Source organism: Mycobacterium sp. UNC410CL29Cvi84 (assembly GCF_000686745.1).
Classification (GTDB): domain Bacteria; phylum Actinomycetota; class Actinomycetes; order Mycobacteriales; family Mycobacteriaceae; genus Mycobacterium; species Mycobacterium mucogenicum_B.
The window spans coordinates 15334-35393 of record NZ_JMLM01000019.1; the positions used below are offsets into that span (position 1 = coordinate 15334).

Annotated in this window: 21 protein-coding genes; 13 read left to right on the plus strand and 8 right to left on the minus strand. The window is 65.1% G+C overall.

Translation table 11 applies throughout. The annotated features are described in order from the left end of the window. Positions 1–6 precede the first annotated feature (6 nt). Positions 7–777, plus strand: a complete 771-nt coding sequence (gene map, locus BR47_RS0123135) for a type I methionyl aminopeptidase (RefSeq protein ID WP_020102430.1) — start codon at positions 7–9, stop codon at positions 775–777. A gap of 519 nt (positions 778–1296) precedes the next feature. Here the strand turns inward: map and BR47_RS0123145 are convergent. The 5 genes from BR47_RS0123145 to BR47_RS0123160 form a co-directional block, all read right to left on the minus strand. After that, positions 1297–1755 (minus strand): cupin domain-containing protein, encoded by a 459-nt coding sequence (locus tag BR47_RS0123145; protein WP_029120928.1) that lies wholly within the window; start codon positions 1753–1755, stop codon positions 1297–1299. A gap of 168 nt (positions 1756–1923) precedes the next feature. After that, the gene (locus tag BR47_RS33860; protein ID WP_231506759.1) at positions 1924–2412 is read right to left on the minus strand and encodes an MBL fold metallo-hydrolase; all 489 of its coding nucleotides are present in this window, start codon (positions 2410–2412) and stop codon (positions 1924–1926) included. A 48-nt stretch (positions 2413–2460) separates the two neighbouring features. Further along, entirely contained in the window at positions 2461–2766 is a 306-nt protein-coding gene (locus tag BR47_RS33865) for an MBL fold metallo-hydrolase (protein WP_231506760.1), read from the minus strand. A 149-nt stretch (positions 2767–2915) separates the two neighbouring features. Then, complete coding sequence (locus BR47_RS0123155) at positions 2916–3206, minus strand: putative quinol monooxygenase (protein WP_029120929.1); 291 nt, start codon at positions 3204–3206, stop codon at positions 2916–2918. After that, positions 3203–4123 (minus strand): alpha/beta fold hydrolase, encoded by a 921-nt coding sequence (locus BR47_RS0123160; RefSeq protein WP_081831372.1) that lies wholly within the window; start codon positions 4121–4123, stop codon positions 3203–3205. Before BR47_RS0123160 ends, BR47_RS0123155 begins: the two co-directional genes overlap by 4 nt. 277 nt (positions 4124–4400) lie before the next feature. On the opposite strand from BR47_RS0123160, the gene BR47_RS31230 reads away from it, so the two are divergent. From BR47_RS31230 to BR47_RS0123215, 11 genes are all read left to right on the plus strand, one after another. Beyond that, entirely contained in the window at positions 4401–5393 is a 993-nt protein-coding gene (locus BR47_RS31230) for a helix-turn-helix domain-containing protein (RefSeq protein WP_051634955.1), read from the plus strand. Positions 5394–5775: 382 nt separating this feature from the next. After that, positions 5776–6777 carry a GlxA family transcriptional regulator gene (locus BR47_RS31235; RefSeq protein ID WP_036427689.1) on the plus strand — a complete coding sequence of 334 codons (1002 nt, stop codon included), beginning with the start codon at positions 5776–5778 and terminating at the stop codon, positions 6775–6777. A 204-nt stretch (positions 6778–6981) separates the two neighbouring features. Continuing rightward, a complete protein-coding gene (locus tag BR47_RS0123175) occupies positions 6982–7845 on the plus strand; it encodes an alpha/beta fold hydrolase (RefSeq protein ID WP_029120931.1) in 864 nt (287 codons plus the stop codon). 28 nt (positions 7846–7873) lie between these two features. After that, positions 7874–8896: an alcohol dehydrogenase catalytic domain-containing protein gene (locus BR47_RS0123180; protein ID WP_029120932.1), complete on the plus strand. Its 1023-nt coding sequence runs from the start codon at positions 7874–7876 to the stop codon at positions 8894–8896. 5 nt (positions 8897–8901) lie between these two features. Then, positions 8902–9849 carry an alpha/beta fold hydrolase gene (locus BR47_RS0123185; RefSeq protein WP_081831373.1) on the plus strand — a complete coding sequence of 316 codons (948 nt, stop codon included), beginning with the start codon at positions 8902–8904 and terminating at the stop codon, positions 9847–9849. Between the two features lie 34 nt (positions 9850–9883). Beyond that, positions 9884–10774 (plus strand): 2-hydroxy-3-oxopropionate reductase, encoded by an 891-nt coding sequence (locus BR47_RS0123190; RefSeq protein WP_029120934.1) that lies wholly within the window; start codon positions 9884–9886, stop codon positions 10772–10774. 451 nt (positions 10775–11225) lie between these two features. Further along, positions 11226–12686, plus strand: coding sequence for an FAD-dependent monooxygenase (locus BR47_RS0123195; protein WP_029120935.1), 1461 nt, complete (start codon positions 11226–11228; stop codon positions 12684–12686). A 52-nt stretch (positions 12687–12738) separates the two neighbouring features. Next, the gene (locus BR47_RS0123200; protein WP_029120936.1) at positions 12739–13446 is read left to right on the plus strand and encodes a DUF899 domain-containing protein; all 708 of its coding nucleotides are present in this window, start codon (positions 12739–12741) and stop codon (positions 13444–13446) included. Continuing rightward, the gene (locus BR47_RS0123205) at positions 13443–13928 is read left to right on the plus strand and encodes an SRPBCC family protein (protein WP_029120937.1); all 486 of its coding nucleotides are present in this window, start codon (positions 13443–13445) and stop codon (positions 13926–13928) included. Before BR47_RS0123200 ends, BR47_RS0123205 begins: the two co-directional genes overlap by 4 nt. A gap of 291 nt (positions 13929–14219) precedes the next feature. Beyond that, entirely contained in the window at positions 14220–14675 is a 456-nt protein-coding gene (locus BR47_RS0123210) for a DUF5994 family protein (protein ID WP_029120938.1), read from the plus strand. An 83-nt stretch (positions 14676–14758) separates the two neighbouring features. Then, positions 14759–14962, plus strand: coding sequence for a cold-shock protein (locus tag BR47_RS0123215; protein ID WP_020102455.1), 204 nt, complete (start codon positions 14759–14761; stop codon positions 14960–14962). 34 nt (positions 14963–14996) lie between these two features. Here the strand turns inward: BR47_RS0123215 and BR47_RS0123220 are convergent, their stop codons facing one another. Together BR47_RS0123220 and BR47_RS0123225 are read right to left on the minus strand one after the other, a co-directional pair. Next, complete coding sequence (locus BR47_RS0123220) at positions 14997–15488, minus strand: DUF5994 family protein (protein ID WP_225433715.1); 492 nt, start codon at positions 15486–15488, stop codon at positions 14997–14999. Between the two features lie 159 nt (positions 15489–15647). Further along, a complete protein-coding gene (locus BR47_RS0123225) occupies positions 15648–16514 on the minus strand; it encodes a MaoC family dehydratase (protein ID WP_029120940.1) in 867 nt (288 codons plus the stop codon). An 87-nt stretch (positions 16515–16601) separates the two neighbouring features. Here BR47_RS0123225 and BR47_RS0123230 point away from each other — a divergent pair, with 87 nt between their 5' ends. Then, positions 16602–18614, plus strand: a complete 2013-nt coding sequence (locus BR47_RS0123230) for an SDR family oxidoreductase (protein WP_029120941.1) — start codon at positions 16602–16604, stop codon at positions 18612–18614. An 83-nt stretch (positions 18615–18697) separates the two neighbouring features. Here BR47_RS0123230 and BR47_RS0123235 read toward each other — a convergent pair whose 3' ends face one another. Beyond that, a complete protein-coding gene (locus BR47_RS0123235; RefSeq protein WP_029105459.1) occupies positions 18698–19942 on the minus strand; it encodes an ammonium transporter in 1245 nt (414 codons plus the stop codon). Positions 19943–20060: the final 118 nt, after the last annotated feature.

The following is a 20060-nucleotide window of genomic DNA, read 5'->3' on the forward strand; positions in this document are numbered from 1 at the left end:
CCACGCATGATCGAACTGAAGACCGCCAACGAGATCGACAAGATGGCGGTCACCGGTGAATTCGTCGCGCAGACACTCGCGACGCTGGCGCGCGCAGCCGAACCTGGCGTGAATCTGATGCAGCTCGAGCGTCGGGCCAGAGCGCTGGTCGCCGACCGCGGCGCGACGAGTTGCTATTGGGACTACGCACCGTCGTTCGGCCGCGGCCCGTTCCGCAACGTGATCTGCCTGTCGGTCAATGACGGTGTGCTGCACGGACTTCCGCACGACTACGTGCTGCGTGATGGCGATCTGCTCAAGATGGACTTCGCAGTGTCCATCGACGGGTGGGCCGCTGACTCCGCCGTCACTGTCATCGTCGGTGACAACGCCGACGACGCCGACACCGCACTTGTGGAATCCACGAGACGGGCCCTCAGCGCGGCTGTCGCGGCCGCGGTTCCCGGTGGCCACCTCGGCGACATCTCGGCGGCCATCTCCGATGTCGCCTCTGCCTGCGGATACGCCGTCAACACCGATTACGGCGGCCACGGCATCGGTCGCACCATGCACGAGGACCCGCACGTGCCCAATCGCGGTAAGCGCGGTCGCGGGCTCCGGCTTCAACCGGGCATGTGCCTCGCGCTCGAACCGTGGTGGTCGCGCGGATCGAACCGGTTGGTCAAAGACGCCGACGGCTGGACCTTGCGGTCAGCCGACGGCTCCAACACCGCACATTCCGAGCACACCGTCGCCATCACCGAGGCGGGGCCGCGCGTACTCACCGCACTCGGGTGACTTCATACCGGGGGTTCTCAACGTTGCCTCCGGGACTGCCGAGTCGGGACCGCTTGACTAAAGCTCCGGGTGTTGCCAGCCCGTCCGGACGTCGCACTCACCATCGACAGCGGCGCCACCCCTGCGATGTCCGCGCCCTATCGGTACGAGGCAGAGCGATCATCACCATCGTCGACGGCGTGGTCGATGAGTATCTCGCCGCGTCCACGCCGAGGTCACTCTCGGCCAGGTATCCGACCTGTCGGCACTGGCGTGAGTTCCATACCCTTTCCGAATTGCGCATGCGCGGGCCGGGCCTCCAGTGTCGCCCTCCTGCCCAACCTCGATCACGCCTGGACCGCCGGACTTGCCACGCTTCCCGGAGCATCGTCGGCGTGCTGCCCGCCACACCGGCTCAGCCGCGCAGGCGGCAGTCCAAGTCCTGGTCCCCGTTTCTCTCTTGCTCACGCAGGTGCATCACGGGTATGGCGAAAAGGCCGCGCTCGGGCAACAGTCCGGCCATGCCAGGTCCGGATGCGACTAAAGCGCGTACAACGCCGGCAGATTGACGACGATCGCTTCCTGGCTGCTGCGGGCGATGACCAACTCGGCGGGCGTATTCGGGTCAGGATTCTCCTCGCGGTGCGGCAGATGCGGCGGGACGAAGATGTAGTCACCGGGATCGGTACGGACCCGAACTTCGTCATCCCCGTCGAAGAACACGAATTCCGGGTGGCCACTGCGGACGTAGATCATCGTCTCGGAATCACCGTGATGGTGGTTCGCTGACACGCTGCCCGGAGAGGCCACCGTTTCTCCCATCCAGAGCTTCTCGCTCCCCACCGAAGCGCCACTGAGCGCGGCGAAGCGCTGCATTCCGTCCGTCTGTGCGGTTGTCGCGTCAAGTTCGGTTGACCTGATATGGCGCACGCGATTTCGCCGCGCATGACGCGAAGCGTTGTGAGGGAAATCAGGGTGAAAGCCGTCGGGGCCAGCCATGCATTCACCGTAAACCTGCTTGGTGCTTTAGCAGACGCCCGCCGCCGACGAATTCCGGACAATCAACGATCAATTCGAGTCAGCACGGTGCTGCAGAGGGCGTGAGCCGACTGCGCCCGAGAAGCCGCGCAGTTTTGAGTAGCGTCCGGGTGACCACTACCGCCGGTGCTAACAGCATCTGTGGGTTCTCTCGCAGCACCCACGACCCACGCGCGCCAGTTCGGAAACCTGCGCAATTCCTGCTTCCTCGAATGACTTTCGAATGTGGACGGGGCCTTCGCTGTACAACGACCATTCCTCGCAGTGCACCGGTATTACCACTGACAGCCCCAACAGCTCGGCTACATCGGTCGCCCGGTCGGCTGTCAAGGTCAACGGGCGCCCTGAATACTTGGACGCCACACGTGCGGCGCCCATATGCAACACGCCGACCTGGATATCGTCTATGCGCTTTGATATTTCGATTACCGGGCCAATCGAGGCATTGTCGCCGCTGACATATACGGTCGGCAATCCGCGACCGAGTAGGACAAAGCCCGTCACCTCGGTGTTCATGTTGCCGAATTCGTCGCGGTCGCCATCCAGCGGTCCGTGCTGCGCAGGCACGGCATACACCGAAACCTTGAGGGCGGGCTCGACTGGAGACGCAATGGCCATCGAATCGAATGGCCGGAGGCCCACCACGTTGGAACCGAGTCTGCGCGCCTACTGGGGCCCGGTGACCACGATGGGCGCCGCGCTGGCGAATTCCTTGCCGGCAACATCGAAGTTGTCCATGTGCAGATCGTGACTCAGGAGCACTGCGTCAACCGGTCCCAGCTGCCCGGGCTCGACCGCTGGGAACTCCGTCTTCTGATGAGCCCCGTAGTCGCCGGGCGGGTCGAAGGTCGGGTCGGTGACGAACCGCAACCACCCGTAGTCGATCACCGTCGTCGCACCAGCGCTGGCGGCGACGGCGAACCGATGGCGGTCTGCATTAATGGGCTCGTCGCCGCCCGACTGCTGCTGCATCGGCGTCCTCTTTGTTGCGCAGTTCGAACCAGAGATCAGTCAAAGCTGATGCTCGCCGATGTGTCGGCGCACCGGACCGCTGTCTACGGCGGGACAACTCGGTATCGAGGCGTTCGTGCGGAGAGAGCACCCTTATCTCGTCGCACCAGTTAGCGCGGAATCTCGCGGTAATGATGCTCCTCGTAATCGGACTTCAGGTACGCGTTGACGGTGTCGTTGAAGTGCACCCAATGGGGTGTCTTGCCATGGGCGGTCAGGCTGTCCTGAGATGCCCAGTGTTCGACAAGGACATAGCTATATGGGTCGTGAGCATTGCACCACAGCTGATATAGGCCGCAGCCCTCTTCCTTGTTGGACTCGATCACCATGTGGTTCAGGAGCTTCAAGAACGCAGCCTCGTGCTCTTGCGCCACGTCGAAGAACACGTTCAGGATGATCACGCCGCGGCACCCTTCGTACCGCCACCGGTTTCGGCGATGAATTCCCGTAGGCGCAACAGGAAAGTCTCGGGTTGTTCCTCTACAATCCAATGACCCGAATCATCGATCGGCCGGACGGTGACGTTGTCGGCGACCTCGGACAACATGGCTTCGGCAATCGGCACAAAGAAACTCGCCGTGCCGCCGAGTCCGAGCACAGGCATCGTCAGCTTGCCCTTCTCGCTCAGGATCCGCCGATTGTCGATGGCGTCTTGTTCGAACGCACGGAACAGCTCGAGCCCGGCACGCATCGCTCCCGGTGCTGTGTAGTCGGCGACGTAGCGCTGCGCATCGGCGATGGAGATGGCATCGGGATTGGCGCTCAATCGCTGATAGAACGACCGGAGGTATGGGAATTCGCTTCCGGCAATCAGTGTTTCGGCGACGTTGTCCGCCGCTCCATGCATATGGAAGTGCCACAACTTGTTTGTGCGGTAATCGGTTGTCGCCACGCTCTGGTAGGCGTCGGTGCCAGGAATCGGCGCCTCCATCAGCACAAGACGCTCCACGTCAGCCTCGTAGAGACAAGCGAAGGCGTAGCCGACCATCAGACCGAGGTCGTGAGCAACCAGCGTGATCGGATTGCTTACGCCCAGGTGATCGAGCAGCGCCTTGATATCGCCGGCCATGGTGTGTTTGTCGTAGCCGCGGTCGGGTTTGGAAGACCCTCCGGCGCCCCGGTAGTCGGGCGCGACGACAAACCATCCGTCAGCGCGCAGAGGCTCCATCACGTGACGCCACTCCCACCACGTTTGAGGCCAACCGTGCAATAGAACCGGTGTGCGATCCTCGCCACCGGCGCTGGGCGGGGTACCGACGGTCACGTAATGGATCCGGACTTCGGCATGGTCGAACATGTTGTGGTCGAACGTCGGCATGGCTGCCCCTCCCGGCTGTAAACGGCTGCTGGCAAATGCTTTTGGGCTTCTTGAGGCAATGCTATGAGCGTCCGCCGGGAACCTGCCTGTCCGTGGCTGGAATCGATCGGTGGTTGACTGATTCTTCTCGGGATGAGGTCGGACACCCAACCCTGCAGACAGTCCAGAGGGGGCCGGCCTGCTACGAGACCATGCCGCAGGCTTGGCCGTGTCTGCGCCGCGGTTCTACAATTTGCAGGGCCACCGTGCTGCCGAAAGGTGAGAGGAATTGTCCCCCATGGCCATCGTCCTCGACACCGATCCTGTCGACCCGGTAGAACGCTCCGACTACATGCACTGGGCGATGGGCGCCGCCATGGTGTCGGTCGAATGGCATTGGGTCGAGGATGGGCCTGGCGCCACCGCGCACGGGTTGGTCACCCCGTTGGGCGACCTGACCGTCTGCGTCGGAGAGACCACCGCCAACCGGGTGGTCCGGACACCTGCGCTGGCGCGTGACGGCGCGGAACCGACCGTTTTCGTCAATCTGCAGCTGGCGGGCACCGCCATGGTGGTGCAAGAGGACCGCGAAGCGGTGCTGCGGCCCGGGGCGATGGCTATGTACGACTCCAGTGCCCCCTACACGCTGCTGAATGCGCAAGGCATGGGCGGGGAGTTCTTCCAGATCCCGCACTCGGCACTGGCCTTGCCGACCGACCTCATCCGCAAAGCCTGCGCCGTCCCCCTGATCCCCGGGCATCCGTTGGCCAGCTTGACCTTCGACTACCTCCGACGGGTAGCAGCTGATCCGAGCCTGTTCACCGCCGTCAACGGTGACCTTGTCGGGCATCCGAGCATCGAACTGCTCCGCGCGGTGATCACGACGCAGCTGGGTTTTCCCGACCGCGCGGCCGAACCCCTCTCGAACACGCTGCAGATCCGCGTTCTGGATTACGTTTCCCGCCACCTGAGCGATCCCGAACTCAATGCAGAGCGCATTGCCGCGGCCCACTTCATCTCCGTCCGGCATTTGTACAAGGTGCTGGCCGACGCCGACATCAGCCTCGCTGAGTACATCCGGAATCGCCGCCTCGAAGGCGCACGCCACGAACTCGGCCGCAGCGACGCCACGGTCACCATCGCCAGTGTCGCCCGCCGCCACGGATTCTCCGACATGTCGAGTTTCAGCCGCGCCTTCCGCTCGGCCTACGGACTATCTCCGCGAGACTGGCGCGGTCATCGACTGCGTGCTGCTGTTGACACTGAACTCGAATTGGGCCAGGCCCAGTAGGTTCCGGCTCGGTCGCCGCCCGCGTGATCCGGTGGCAGAGGCCGCCGACAGTGTCTGCAGCGGACGCACAGATCCGTGCAGCCCGGGCACACACGGGGACACATATGCGCGCAAACATTTGGCCACACGCACTTCTTGATTGCACGACGACAGCCGCACCGCCGAACTGAACGGTGGGTTAGGCGGCCGGAGGACCACGCAGATGACGACTGTTCACCAGCACCAAGCGTCCGCAAGCACAACACAGCGGGCGCGGATAATACTCACTGCGGCACAACCGATCTGACCGGAAAAGCAGATGGATCAACGACTGCTCGCTCGGCACGACGACACAGCGCCGACTATGGAATTCGGCGGTGTGCACCCTGTTGTCTTTCGCCACATGAGCGCGGCGCGAGACCTGCGGACGGTCGCGGTGCTGATGTTCGACGGGGCGTCGATGTTCGAGACGTCGGTGCCGATCAGCGTGTTCGGCATGAACCCTGTGGGGGCTCCCGCGTTCACCGTGCTACCGGTGGCCGGCGAGCCCGGTCCGATGGCCACAACCGATGGCGTCGGATTCGATCCGCCACACGGCCTGGCGGCGCTGGATCGTGCCGGGATCGTCGTCGTGCCCAGCTGGCGTAGTCCCCACGAGGCCCCACCACCGGCCGCCCTCTCGGCGGTTCGCGCGGCCCACGCCGACGGAGCGCTGATCGTGAGTTTGCGCCTCGGTGCCTTCGTCGTCGCGGCCGCCGGACTGCTCGACGGCCGGCGGGCCGCCGCCCACTGGTTTCACGCGTCCGCCCTGGCAGCGCGGTATCCGACCATTCGGGTGGACCCCACGGTGCTCTATATCGACGACGGTGACATCGTCACCAGCGCCGGGACGGCCGCGGGCCTGGATGCCTGCCTGCACGTCGTTCGCCGGTACTGGGGAGCCGGCGCCGCGGCGGCGATCGCGCGTCATCTGGTGCTCTCGCCTGCCCGTTGCGGCAGCCAGGCCCAGTATGTCGAACGCCCGGTGCGTGCCCGGTCCGATGACCTCGACCTGGGTAAGGTGATGGAATACGCGATCACGCATCTGGAAAGCGTGGACATCGATACCTTGGCCGCTGAGGCGGGGCTCAGCCGGCGGACGTTCGACCGGCGCTTCCGCGTCCAGGCAGGCGTCTCGCCGTTGCAATGGCTGCTGCACCAACGAATTTTGCGCGCCCAGAACCTCCTGGAGCGCACCGACTTGACAGTGGACGCCATCGCCCGCCAAGTCGGCCTGGCGACCGCGGTATCGCTGCGCCCGACGTTCCGGCGCATCGTCGGCCTCAGCCCTCAGGCATACCGGCAGGCATTTCAGGTGATCGATGCGCACAAGCCGGCCGACCGGAATCACCGGCACACCAACTGAGTCTCTCAGCGGACCACGGAATCCACTGCACCCCAGCCATACCGGGGAAAACGAGTCAGACAACGATCGATTCCAGCCAGCACGCGGCCATCCTGGCGCGGCGGCTCTTACGATCGTTGGGGAAACCGAGACCGATTCCGGATCAACACTTTTCGCAGCACCGGTGCGCGCCGACTCGTGCGCTGAAAAGGAAGGAACAATGCCGTGCCCTATTCGACCGAATACGATGGGTTCAAGCTCTACTACGAACGCGCCGGGCAAGGTGTCCCCGTGGTGCTCATCCACGGCAATCCCGGCGACCACCGGGAGTACGCCAAAGTAATCCCGCAGCTCACCGCGCAAGCCGATGTGACAGCAGTCGATCTGCGGGGTTATGGAAAGTCCGACAAGCACTTACAGGATCCGACCGCCTATGCACTCAGTCGCCAGGTCGACGGTGTCGTCGCGCTGCTCGACGAACTCGGGATCAGCAACGCCGTGCTGGGCGGATATGACGTCGGCAGCTTCACCGCCCAGACGATCGCAGCGACACGGCCCGACTTGGTGCGATCTCTGGTCATCGCCCCGCCCACTTTGGGGGTCGGGCGGCGGATCCTGGAAGAGGATGCGGTGAACGCATTCGTGCACGCGATCTTTTACAAATCTGAGCTGGTCGAGGAGATCATCGACGGTAAGCCAGACGCCGTCCGGGCGGCACTGAAGGAGAATCTGAAGAACTGGTCGGCGCCCGGGTCGTCCGTCGTCGAAGAACTGCTGGACCATCTGACCGAAAACCATTCCGCGCCAGGGGCATTCCTGGCCGGCGTGCTGTGGTTCCGCAATGCCGAAGGGAATCCGATCACGTACTATGCGAACGAGACCACGCCGGCGCGCGGCGACAGATTCGCCAAGGCGGTCACCATCTTGTGGCCGGACCAGGACCCGCTTTTCCCCCAGGCGTGGAGCGACACCCTGGGTGACTTCTATGCGGATTTCACCCTCGAATATTTGGACAACTGCGGCCATTTCAGCCCGTTGGAGTCACCTGACGTGTGGTCCAAGCACCTGCTCGAACACATCGGCCGTTGACGCCTTTACTCACGAAGGGACCATCACCATGACAACTTATCGGGCCTACGAGAGCACCGGGCGCGGCGACCTCACAGCAGTCGAACGCGAGCTGCGGCCGCCAGTCGACGGTGAAGTACGAGTACGCGTACTCAGTTGCGGCGTGTGCCATACCGAAGCGATGCTCGTCGAGGGCCAGACGGAACCACAGCCACCGCTCGTTCCGGGCCACGAGATCGTCGGCATCATCGACGCGGTCGGCCCCGGCGTGCACGCCTGGGCGCCCGGGGATCGCGTCGGCGTCGGGTTCCTCGGGGGCCACTGCAACGAATGCGAGTTCTGCCGCCGGGGAGACTTCGTCTGCTGTATCGATCAACCGCAGGTCGGGCTCAACCACGACGGCGGATACGCCGAGGTGATGTACACCCGAGCCACCGGAGTGGTTCGGGTTCCGGATGGACTGGAAGCCCGGCTCGCCGCCCCGCTCCTGTGCGCCGGTCTGACCGTCTACAACGCCCTGCGCCACGTCGACGCCGCACCCGGCGCGCTCGTCGGAATTCAGGGCATCGGCGGACTGGGCCACCTCGGCGTGCAGTACGCCAAAGCCCTGGGCTACCGCGTTGCAGCGATCGCGCGGGGACCCGAAAAGGCCGATCTGGCAAGCGGACTCGGCGCCGACGTCTATATCGACAGTGCGGCCGTAGACGGCGGTGCAGCTCTACTGGAGCTGGGCGGTGCCGCCGCTATCGTGGCTACCGCGACCAGCGGGGCGTCGATGGAACCGCTGATCAATGGCCTTCGCCCCCGCGGCCAGCTGATCGTCGTGGGCGCCGCGCCAGACCCGGTGTCCGTGCAGACCCTGGATCTCATCCTCGCCGGGCGCAGCATCGTCGGCAGCCTGACCGGGTCATCGATCGACAACGAGGACAACCTGACGTTCGCTCTCGCCACGGGCATCGCACCGATGATCGAAGTCATCCCGTTCGAGGAGGCCCCGAAAGCCTATGCCCGGATGATGTCGGGCCAAGCCCGCTTCCGAGTGGTACTGGATATCGCCGGATCCGCCCACTGACCGAAATGCCCGGTCTACCGCGGTCCACCATCAAATCGGCTGTTCCACTACAAGGTTCACGCTGGTTCCCGGAATTCTCCTCAGGCACGTTCGACATCGACAGAGTCGGCATCTTCGCACGATGGGGTGGTAACCCCAAAGGCCCAACACTGCTGCTCGTGCACGGCTACCCCGAAACCCACCTCATGTGGCGGCATGTCGCCGCGCTCCTGCGAGACCGCTACTTCCTCATCCTGCCCGACCTACGCGGCTACGGAGAATCCGACAAGCCGGCCGGGCTACCCGATCACGGCAACTACAGCAAGCGCACGATGGCCAATGATCTCGTAGGCGTCGTCGACCGGCTCGGGCGGGACTCGTTCTATCTCTGCGGCCACGACCGCGGCGCACGCGTTGCCGCCCGGCTCGCGCTCGACCATCCCCATCGGGTCACGAAGCTCTCGCTCCTGGACGTCGCGCCCACGCTCGACATGTACGAAGCCACCAACAGGGATTTCGCGACTGCCTACTACCACTGGTTCCTGCTCATTCAGCCCGCGCCATTGCCCGAACTTCTCATCGGCGGGAACCCGTCGGCCTACCTGGCCACAGTGCTGCGACAACTGTCCGGTGGCAACGCCGACTACCTCGAGCCTGACGTGGTGGCCGCGTACGAACGCGTATTCTGCACGCCTCAGGCACTGCACGCCAGCGCTGAGGACTACCGCGCCAGCGCCGACATCGACCTCGTACACGACCAACAGAGTCGAGACCGCGGTCAGCGCATCGCCTGTGCCACCCAGCTTCTCGTGGCGCAATGGGGATCGGTGCACCGCCTGTTCGACGCCCATGGGCTATGGCAGGCGCAATGTGCCGCGCAGGTCTCCACCACCGTGATGCCCTCAGGACACTTCATCCCCGAAGCACTGCCTGGCGAGACCGCAGCGGCGCTGTCGAATTTCTTCACCAACTAACTTCAGCTGAACCACAAACGGATCGAGGCCGGCCGTGAGCGCGATCGCCTTCATAGGACTGGGAATCATGGGTAGCCCCATGGCGGTCAATCTCGTCCGCGCGGGCCACCACGTGACCGGATACAACCGATCGCCGCACCGGGTCGCCGACCTCGTGGCCGCGGGTGGGAAGGCCGCCGATTCCGTCGCGGATGCGGTCAACGACGCCGACATCGTTGCCCTGATGCTGCCCGACTCACCGGATGTAGAAGCCGTGCTCACCACTGCGGGCGGCGTTTTCGGAGGCGCGAGAGCGGGCGCCTTGATCATCGACTTCTCCAGCATCCGGCCCGACGTCGCCGCGGCGCTCAGCCGGCAGGCACGCGAACGCCACCTGCGAATGCTCGACGCCCCGGTATCCGGCGGCCAGCGCGGCGCCATCGACGGCAACCTGTCGATCATGGTTGGCGGAACGCCCGAGGACTTTGCAGGAGCCAAACCCGTGCTGCACGCTGTGGGAAGCGAGGTCGTCCACGTCGGACCCAGCGGATCGGGACAAACGGTGAAAGCCGCCAACCAGCTCATCGTTGCGGGCAATATCGAACTTCTCGCCGAGGCCATCGTTTTCCTCGAAGCCCACAATGTCGATACCCATGCCGCGATGACCGTTCTGGGCGGAGGGCTCGCCGGTTCAGCCGTTCTCGAGCAAAAGGGGCAGAACATGCTCAGGCGCTCGTTCGCCCCCGGATTCCGTATCGACCTGCACCACAAAGACCTCGGCATCTTCGCCGCCGCCGCACGCGATGCGGGCATCGTCAGCCCCATGGGCGCCGTCGTTGCGCAACTCATGGCTGCTGCCCGCGCCAACGGTGACGGCGGTCTCGACCACGCGGCGCTCCTGCGTGGGGTGGAACGGCTGTGCGGCCGTCATGTAGCGGACTCCTGAATTCGTGTCATTCCCAGATCGCTTGCCAGATCGACCGGTTGCGAAGTGCCTAGATAGCTCGCTCCGCCATCGACCACCTATGCCGATAGCACCAGTCTTCGTCAACTAGCCATCTGCGGCAGCACGTGAGATCCCCTTCAAAACTGCGAAACCGGTACAGAACAAGGGAATTTAGACGGTTCGTCGTCGATTCCGGATTTTGCAGCGCATGCCGAGCCCGCGCGCAAACGCCGCCACCGTTGCTTAGAGAGTCTCAGCTCTTTGCATTCCAGTCGGCGGAGCCGCCAATTTCCGCCATCACCGAATGCAATCCGCCACGGGGAATTACAACCTACTTACCCCCCCACTTTCAACATATAGCCGACCCCGGGGCTTGTGGCAAGGCCCCCCTCATGCACCAGAATCGCTGGGCTGCAACGTAACTGCAGCTGGATCGTCTTGAGGGGGACGCATGACGAATATTGACGTGATCATCGTGGGCGCGGGACCGACCGGCCTGACGCTCGCCACTGAACTCTGCCTGACCGGGATCAAACCGCTTGTCCTGGAACGGCTCACCGACATCCGCGAGGTCGCCAAAGCCGGCGGCATCGGCGGCCAGATCCTCAACCTGCTGCGCTACCGGGAACTCGGTGACCTGCTCGACGACGCTGCCGGCCCGCCCGTCACCGCCAAACTTCCGTTCGGCGGCATCCACGTCGATCTCACTCAGCTGGACGAGTCGCCGATGCAGGTGCAGCGGCTCCCCCAGCCTCAGCTCGAAGCACTCCTGCAGCACTACGCACGCAGCCTCGGCGTCGAGGTCCGGCGCGGCCACGAGGTGACCGGTCTACAGCAGGACGACGACGCCGTGCACCTCGAGGTCCGCGGTCCGGACGGCCCGTACCGCATCAGCGCCCAGTACGTCGTGGGCTGCGACGGCGTGCGCAGCCGGGTGCGGGAGCTGGCCGGAATCGGCTTCCCGGGCATCGTTTACCCCGAGATCCACCGGATGGCCACCGTCACGTGGCCGCGCGAGATCACCGTCCGCGACGACGGCGACTACGACGCGCCGGGCTATGGCCGCCTGCCGTGGGGCTACAGCCAGACCGAGGGCGGCATCTTCGCCATCGCGTCGTCGGAGCCCGGATGGCTGGGCCTGTACACCAGCGAGGCGCCCGATCACGACTACGACGATGACGACCCGATGACGTTGGACGAATTCCGCGCCAGCGTCCGCCGCGTGCTCGGGGTGGATCTCCCGCTCGGCGAACCGCGACGGCTCACCCGGTTCACGTACGCGGCCCGGCACACCGAGCGCTACGTGGCGGGACGGGTGCTGCTGGCCGGTGACACGGCGCATCAGATTCCGACGGGTGGTGTCGCGGTATCGGCCGGGATGCTCGACGGGGTGAACGTGGCCTGGAAGCTCGCCGCGACACTCCGGGGCTGGGCACCGCCCTGCCTGCTCGAGACCTACCACTCCGAACGGCACCTCGCCGGCGAACGCCTGCTGCTGCACGCGCAGGCCCAGGTGTCGTTGCGGCGCGGCTACGACCCCGCAGATGAGGCGCTGCGAAAAGTGTTCAGCGAGCTGCTCTCCGACGCGCCTGCTCTCGCGCGTGTCGGCGCGATGATCGCCGCGTCTGACGTCCGGTATCCGATGCCCGGCACGGAGTCACACCCGCTCGCCGGGACGTTCGCCTCGCACCTGTCCGACGACGTCGTGGCGGCGCTGCGCGCGGCGCGACCCGTCTTCGTCGGGCCGGCGGAGCTGTGCGATGTCGCGGCGCCGTGGGCGGACCGCGTCCACATCATCAGTCGCCAAACCGACGCTCTGCTGATCCGCCCGGACGCACACATCGCGTGGGCCGGCGCCTCCGATGCGGGGCTGCGGGAGGCGCTGACGCATTGGTTCGGCGATCCGCGATGAGTATTCGCGCCCGCATCGGTCTATCCAATGGACGCAACTTTCAGGAGGCACTATGACCGAGCAGACCGCCCTGCCGCCGGTGGTCGACCAGGACACCTGGCGGACCGCCCTCGACGACCTGCGCCGCCGCGAAAAGGCCGCGACGCGCGAACTCGACGCCATCGCCGCACAACGGCGCCGGCTGCCGATGGTCGAGCTGCCCGAATACACCTTGATCGGCGCCGACGGTCCGACCCGCTTGGCCGACATCTTCGACGGCCGGTCGCAACTGATCGTCTACAACCACATGTGGACCGACGGCGCCGAGTGGCAGTGCCCCGGATGCACCGGCTTCACCTCTCAATTCACGCGCCTGGATTTCCTGGCCAACTACGACGCCCGGTTCGTCATCGTCACCAACGGGCCCATCGAGGAAGCCCTGGCCTACAAGGCCAAAGTGGGCAACAAGATGGATTGGTACTCGTCGTCGGAGAGCAGTTTTGGGTCGGACATGGGCACCCCGCCCGGCGCCGGCTTTGCCGTCAATGTGTTTCTGCGACATGGCGATACGGTCTACCGCACCTGGCATACCGACGGTCGCGGCTGCGAACAGCTGGGCCACAGTTTCGCGTTGATCGACGTTCTGCCCTACGGCCGCCAGGAGCAGTGGCAGGATTCGCCTGAAGGCTGGCCGCAGTCGCCGACGTACTCCAAATGGGCCAGTTCGCAGGACATTGCTCGCGCATACGGAACCAACGGACAGAAGGGACAAAACCGATGACCAGCAGCTCAGTTGCCCAGGAACGCTTCGTCGCCACCCGCACCATCGCCGCGCCGCCCGCCGCGGTCTTCGCGGTGCTGGCCAACCCGGCGCGGCACAAGGAAACCGAGCCCGGCGACTGGGTTCGCGACGCCGTCGACACCGCACCGATCACCGGAGCCGGCCAGGTCTTCGCCATGAACATGTACCTGGACCAGGCCGGCGGCGACTACGTCACGTACAACCTGGTGACGGATTTCGAGCCTGATAAGACCGTCGGCTGGGCGACCGGCAGTCTGGACGAGTCGGGACAGCACCTCCCCGGCGGTTGGTGGTGGCGCTACGACCTGGCCCCGAACAGCGACGGCACCGATGTCACCCTCACGTACGACTGGACCGAGACACCGCAGGCCTTCCGCGATCAGATCGGCGGCATGCCGCCGTTCCCGCTCGGGTTCATCGAGGAGTCGCTCGCCGCTCTCGACCGCGCCGTCACCGGCTAAGACGCACGCCACTCCCTCTGCGCGAGAAATGTTGCACAGCAACGTATTTGTCGCGCAGAGGGCGGGGCGGTCGTCGGCTCGCCGACCCCGGTTTCGACTCGCGGGTGTCACCTGCGTAGCGTGCTGTTCATTGCGTCGGCTCGACGGGGCACCTCCTGTCTGATTTGGTCCTGCGCGTTTCCCGCGTATGCTTGATCCATCGGCGGTACTTCGTCGCGTGGCGGTTCAAAGCCACGCCGTCGCCGATTCGAAGTAGTTTGACCGATTCGCGGTCAAGGCAGGAGCGTCGCAATGACGCCGCAACATGACCGCACGTCCCCAATTCAACGCACGTCGCCGACGCAGACTCCACGATTGCGGTTGAAGCCCAAGGCTCCCCACAGTGGATACGTCGACGGGGCGTGGTGGCCGCACAGCAGCAACCTGAGCACCGAACTGCCCGACCTGTTGGCCGTGCTGTCGGTGCGCCTCGGACGGATCGACCGGGTGCTCTACAACGTGCACGAGTGGTCGTCCGCCCCCACCAAACTCGCGGCAGGCGGACGGCGGGTACGCCTCGACGGTTACCAGCGCCAGCCGATCAACACCGTTGAAGTGGTTGGACTCGACCGCGACCGGATCGTGCTCCTGACGGTGCCCGTCGACACGGACCCGGCAGAAGCCCATTGCGCACTTATGAACGCCGCACAGCCCAACGACCACACGACGGTGTCGGGCATTCTCGCGGCAGCGCAGCACGCGGACTAGCGATTCTTCGCTTCTTGCGCTGAATCACAACAGATTTGGATGCGGACGTTCGCATCCATGTTCAAAAAGAAAGTAGTAGTCACATGACCGAAGGAACCGTGAAGTGGTTCAACGACGCTAAGGGCTTCGGCTTCATCTCCCCCGACGGCGGTGCGCCCGATGTTTTCGTGCACCACACCGAAATCCTGGGCGCCGGCTTCCGCTCGCTCGAGGAGAATCAGCGAGTGAAGTTCGATGTCACCCAGGGCAACAAAGGCCCGCAGGCCGTCGGCGTCACCACGCTCTGATTCCCGCGGAAATTCTGGACTGACGCGATCCGCGTCAGTCCAGAACCTTTCCCGAAACACGTTGCCGCCGAGCGGCTGTCAAGATTTCCTCGGCCGTCTCGAGCATCGCGTCCTCACCACGCCGTAGGTCGACAGGCTGACCGGCGGCGCGACGAAGCACCATGCCGGCGAGCGTGTTGTTGGTCGTGCTGGGCACGATCAACACAGTCGCGGTGGCATCACTCCCGCGCACCGTCATGATGTGTTGGGCCCGACCCCGCCAATCCCGCCAATTGAGATTCGGCGGATTGTGCAGGGGCGACCAGTTGATGTCAACCTCGACGATCTTCCCCAGCCGGTCATTCAGAACCGACATCAGGCCAGCGAATTCGTCCACCAGCGCGCCCGTGTACGGCCACCAAGCACCGTCGATCCGACGACCGAGCGTGTCGGCCAGGCACAGCCGGACGGGTTTGTCTACGCGCACCCGTTGCGTGACGTACGCCATCAGATTGCCGCTGAATGCAGAAGCCGACTGGTGCGCCATTCCATGACAAGTCCTAACGGTCGGTGCCGCGATCACCCACCGGCAGAATCACACATAGACATCCGCTGCCAATGACTTCGAGCGGAGCCGCCAAGCAACAAATGACGCGGCTCTACCTATGACGCTACGCCGCATCTATGGCTAAGCGCCTCGCAACCGTCAGTCGCTGTACTCCGCGGTGCCGTCTTCGAGCACCAGCCGGGCGTTGCTGCCGTCGGCCCCGGCGGCCTCGGTCCGGAACACCGCTCGCCCGGGCTCGGTGCGCCACACCGAGGTCGTCAACGTCTCGCCGGGGAACACCGGAGATGTGAAGCGCGCCCCGACGGCCTTGATCTTGGCGGCGTCACCGCCGGCGAGCTCGGCGACCAGGACGCGGCCAGCGACGCCGTAGGTGCACAGGCCGTGCAGGATCGGCTTCGGGAAGCCGGCGAGGGTCTGCGCGAACCATGGGTCGCTGTGCAGCGGGTTTCGGTCGCCGGAGAGCCGGTAGATCAGCGGCTGATCCTCGGTGGTGGGTAGCGCGACGACGGCGTCGGCCGGACGATCCGGAATCTCCGGCGCGGCCGCCCGCTCCCCTGGCTGCCCGCCGAAGCCGCCCTCGCCGCGGATCACCGCGGTCGACCAGGATTCGGCGATCACGTTCCCGCTGTCGTCGGTGGCGGTGCCCTTGAACGTCAGGATGGCGTTCTTGCCCTCGCCCTTGTCCTGGATGTCGACCACCTCGGAGCTGACGTTGAATCGGCCCGACGGCGGCAGCGGCGCGTGCAGCCGAATCTGCTGGCTGCCGTGCAGCAGCTTGCCGAAGTTGAAGCTGCCGACCTCCCCGACGGCACCCCAGGCCGGGCAGCAGATCACCGCGTAGGTGGGCAGCACCTGCTGATCGATGCCATGGCTGTTCTCCGTGGTGAACGCCAAATCCTTCGTCCCGCAACCCACTCCGAGCGCGTAGAGCAGGGTGTCGCGTTCGGTCCATTCGAAGGGTTGCGGTGCGGTCTTGGCTCCGATGGCATTGGGGTTGATCGGCATTCGGCGGTTCTCCCTCAGAGGTGGGTGTGACAAATCGGACCCTACGCGCTATTGACCTCAGCCCGCGACAGGTTCACGATGACTCGCATGCGATATGTCGTTACCGGCGGTACCGGGTTTATTGGCCGCCGCGTCGTCAGCCGGATTCTGGCTCAGCACGACGAAGCCGAAGTATTCGTTCTCGTCCGTCGGGCCTCGTTGGCCCGCTTCGAAGAACTGGCAGCGGAATGGGGTGACCGGGCAAAACCCCTGGTTGGCGACCTCACCTCCGCGGGTCTGGGCCTGGCCGATCTGGCCGATCTGGGTCCGATCGACCATGTGGTGCACTGCGCCGCGATCTATGACATGACCGTCGATGCCGCTACCCAGCAGGCCGCCAACGTCGAAGGCACCCGCGCGGTGATCGAGTTGGCGCGCGGTCTCGGTGCCACGCTGCACCACGTGTCGTCGATTGCGGTGGCCGGCAATTACCGGGGCGTTTTCACCGAAGACGACTTCGACGTCTCACAGGAGCTGCCGACGCCCTACCACCAGACCAAGTTCGAAGCCGAGCAGCTGGTGCGCGCCACCGCGGGTCTGCGGCACCGGATCTACCGGCCGGCCGTCGTGGTCGGCGACTCGCGGACCGGCGAGATGGACAAGGTCGACGGGCCGTACTACTTCTTCGGCGTGCTGTCGCGACTGGCGGCGCTGCCGAGGTTCACGCCGATGATGGTGCCCGACACCGGCCGCACCAACATCGTGCCGGTGGACTACGTTGTTGAAGCCGTCGTCCATCTCATGCATGCGGACGGCCGCGACGGTCAGACGTTCCATCTGACGTCTCCGAATCCCATTGGGCTCAAAGACATCTATCGCGGCGTCGCATCGGAGGCCGGCTTACCGCCGTTGCGTGGCACGTTGCCGAAGGCGACGGCGGCTCCGGTACTCAAGGCCACCGGGCGGGCCAAGGTCCTGCGCAACATGGCGGCCATCCAGTTGGGCATCCCGGGTGAGGTGCTCGACGTCGTCGATCTGGCGCCGTCGTTCGCCTCCGAAGCCACTGTGGCGGCATTGCAGGGCACCGGCATCGTGCTGCCCGAATTCGCTTCGTACGCACCGAAGCTGTGGCGTTACTGGGCCGAGCACCTGGACCCGGACCGGGCTCGCCGGGACGATCCGCGCGGCCCGCTGGTCGGGCGCAACGTGATCATCACCGGCGCCTCGAGCGGTATCGGCCGGGCCTCGGCCGTCGCGGTCGCCGAGCGCGGCGGGCGGGTGTTCGCCTTGGCCCGCAGCGCCGACGCCCTTGACGAGCTGGTGGCGGAGATTCGCCAATTCGGCGGCGAGGCCTACGCTTTCACGTGCGATGTCGCCGACGGCAGTTCGGTGGAGCACACCGTCAAGGACATCCTCGGCCAGTTCGGCCACGTCGACTATCTGGTGAACAACGCCGGCCGCTCGATCCGTCGTTCGGTGGTCAACTCGACCGACCGCTTCCACGACTACGAGCGCGTGATGGCGGTCAACTACTTCGGCGCCGTGCGGATGACGCTGGCGCTACTGCCGCATTGGCGCGAACGCCGGTTCGGTCACGTGGTCAACGTGTCGAGCGCCGGGGTGCAGGCCAACAGCCCGAAGTACAGCGCGTATCTGCCGAGCAAGGCGGCGCTGGACGCGTTCTCGGAAGTGGTTGGCACCGAGACTCTTTCGGACCACATCACGTTCACCAACATCCACATGCCGTTGGTCCAGACTCCGATGATCGCGCCGTCGAAGCGACTGAATCCGATGCCGCCGATCACCGCCGAACACGCCGCGGCGATGGTAGTGCGCGGCCTGGTGGACAAGCCGGCCCGCATCGACACCCCGATGGGCACACTGGGCGATCTCGGAAACTACTTCACGCCCAAGCTGTCTCGCCGCGTGCTGCACCAGTTGTACCTGGGCTACCCGGATTCGGCGGCGGCCCGCGGTGTCACCGAAACCCCGCCGCCGGTTGATCGTCCGGAACGCCCACGCAACCCGCGCCGGCCCAAACGGCCTCTCGCGGCCGGCAAGGTCCGGGTGCCCCGGCCGGTCAAGACCGCGGTGCGACTGATCCCGGGCGTGCACTGGTAGAAACAGCGCACTGGTAGATACCGCACAGACAGCGACACCTGGTCCCAGCAATGGGGCTCGGACCAGGTGTCGCAGTATCGAGGTCAGACCAATTCGTACGCCGGGTCCCGGTGCAGGGTCGAGTCGATGCCCTCTTCCTCCTCTTCCGCCGAGATACGCAGCCCCATCATCTTCTTGATGACAAGCGCGATGACGAGGGCCACCGTGAACGAGTAGGCCAGGACCGACCCCGCGGCGACGGCCTGCTTGAGCAGCAGGTCTGCGCCGCCGCCGTACAGCAGTCCGTTGACGCCGTTGGGCATCCCCGAGCTGGCGAAGAAGCCGATCAGCAGCGTGCCGACGATGCCACCGACGAGGTGGACACCGACGACGTCGGTCGAGTCGTCATAGCCGAACTTGTGCTTGAGCCCGATGGCGAACGGGCAGATCACCGCCGGGATGAAGCCGACGAAGATGGCGCCGACCGGGGTGACGGCGCCACACGCGGGAGTGATGGCGACCAGACCGGTGATGGCGCCGGAGGCGGCGCCGATGCCGGTGACGTGGCCGTCCTTGAACTTCTCCACCAGGAGCCAGCCCAGCGTGGCCGCGCACGTCGCGACGAACGACGTGACCATCACGATCGCCGCCGGCTTGCCTGCGGACAGCGCCGATCCACCGTTGAACGCGTACCAACCGGCCCACAGCAGACCCGCGCCGAGCAGGATGAGCGGCACGTTGTGGGGCTTACGTGACGACCAGGTGGCCGACCGGCCGAGCACCAGCGCGACCGCGAGCGCGGCCGCGCCCGCGTTGATGTGGACCGCCGTGCCACCGGCGAAGTCGATGGCGTGCAACTTGTTGGCGATCCAGCCACCCTTGGCGTCACTCGTGACGACGCCGTCGACCGCGAAAACCCAATGGGCGACCGGGAAATAGACCAGAATCGCCCACGCCGTCGCGAAGGTCATCCAGGCGGCGAACTTCATCCGGTCCGCCGCGGCACCCGAGACGATCGCCACGGTCAGCGCCGCGAAGAGCGCCTGGAACAGCGCGAACAAGCTGACTGGCAGCCCGTTGATGGTGGTCATCGGGTCCAGGAGGTTCTTCATCCCCGCGAATTCGGTGAAGCTCCCGACGAATCCACCGTAGGAAGTACCGAATGTCATCGAGAAGCCGAACAACACCCACAGCACTCCGACGACCGCCACGGCGCCGTACGTCATCATCATCATGTTGGTCGAGCTCTTCACACTGACCATGCCGCCGTAGAACAGGGCCAGCCCAGGGATCATGATCGTGAGCCCAATGATGCAACAGAGCATGAATGCTGTTGTTCCGGTGTCCATTTCGCCTCCTCGCAGGTTCGTGGGCACACGCTATGCCCGTCTCGGGACAGTAGACATTGTTTTCTTTGCGTAGACGATATGGTGCGCGTAACAAACTTGTGAACGACCTCGTAACGCC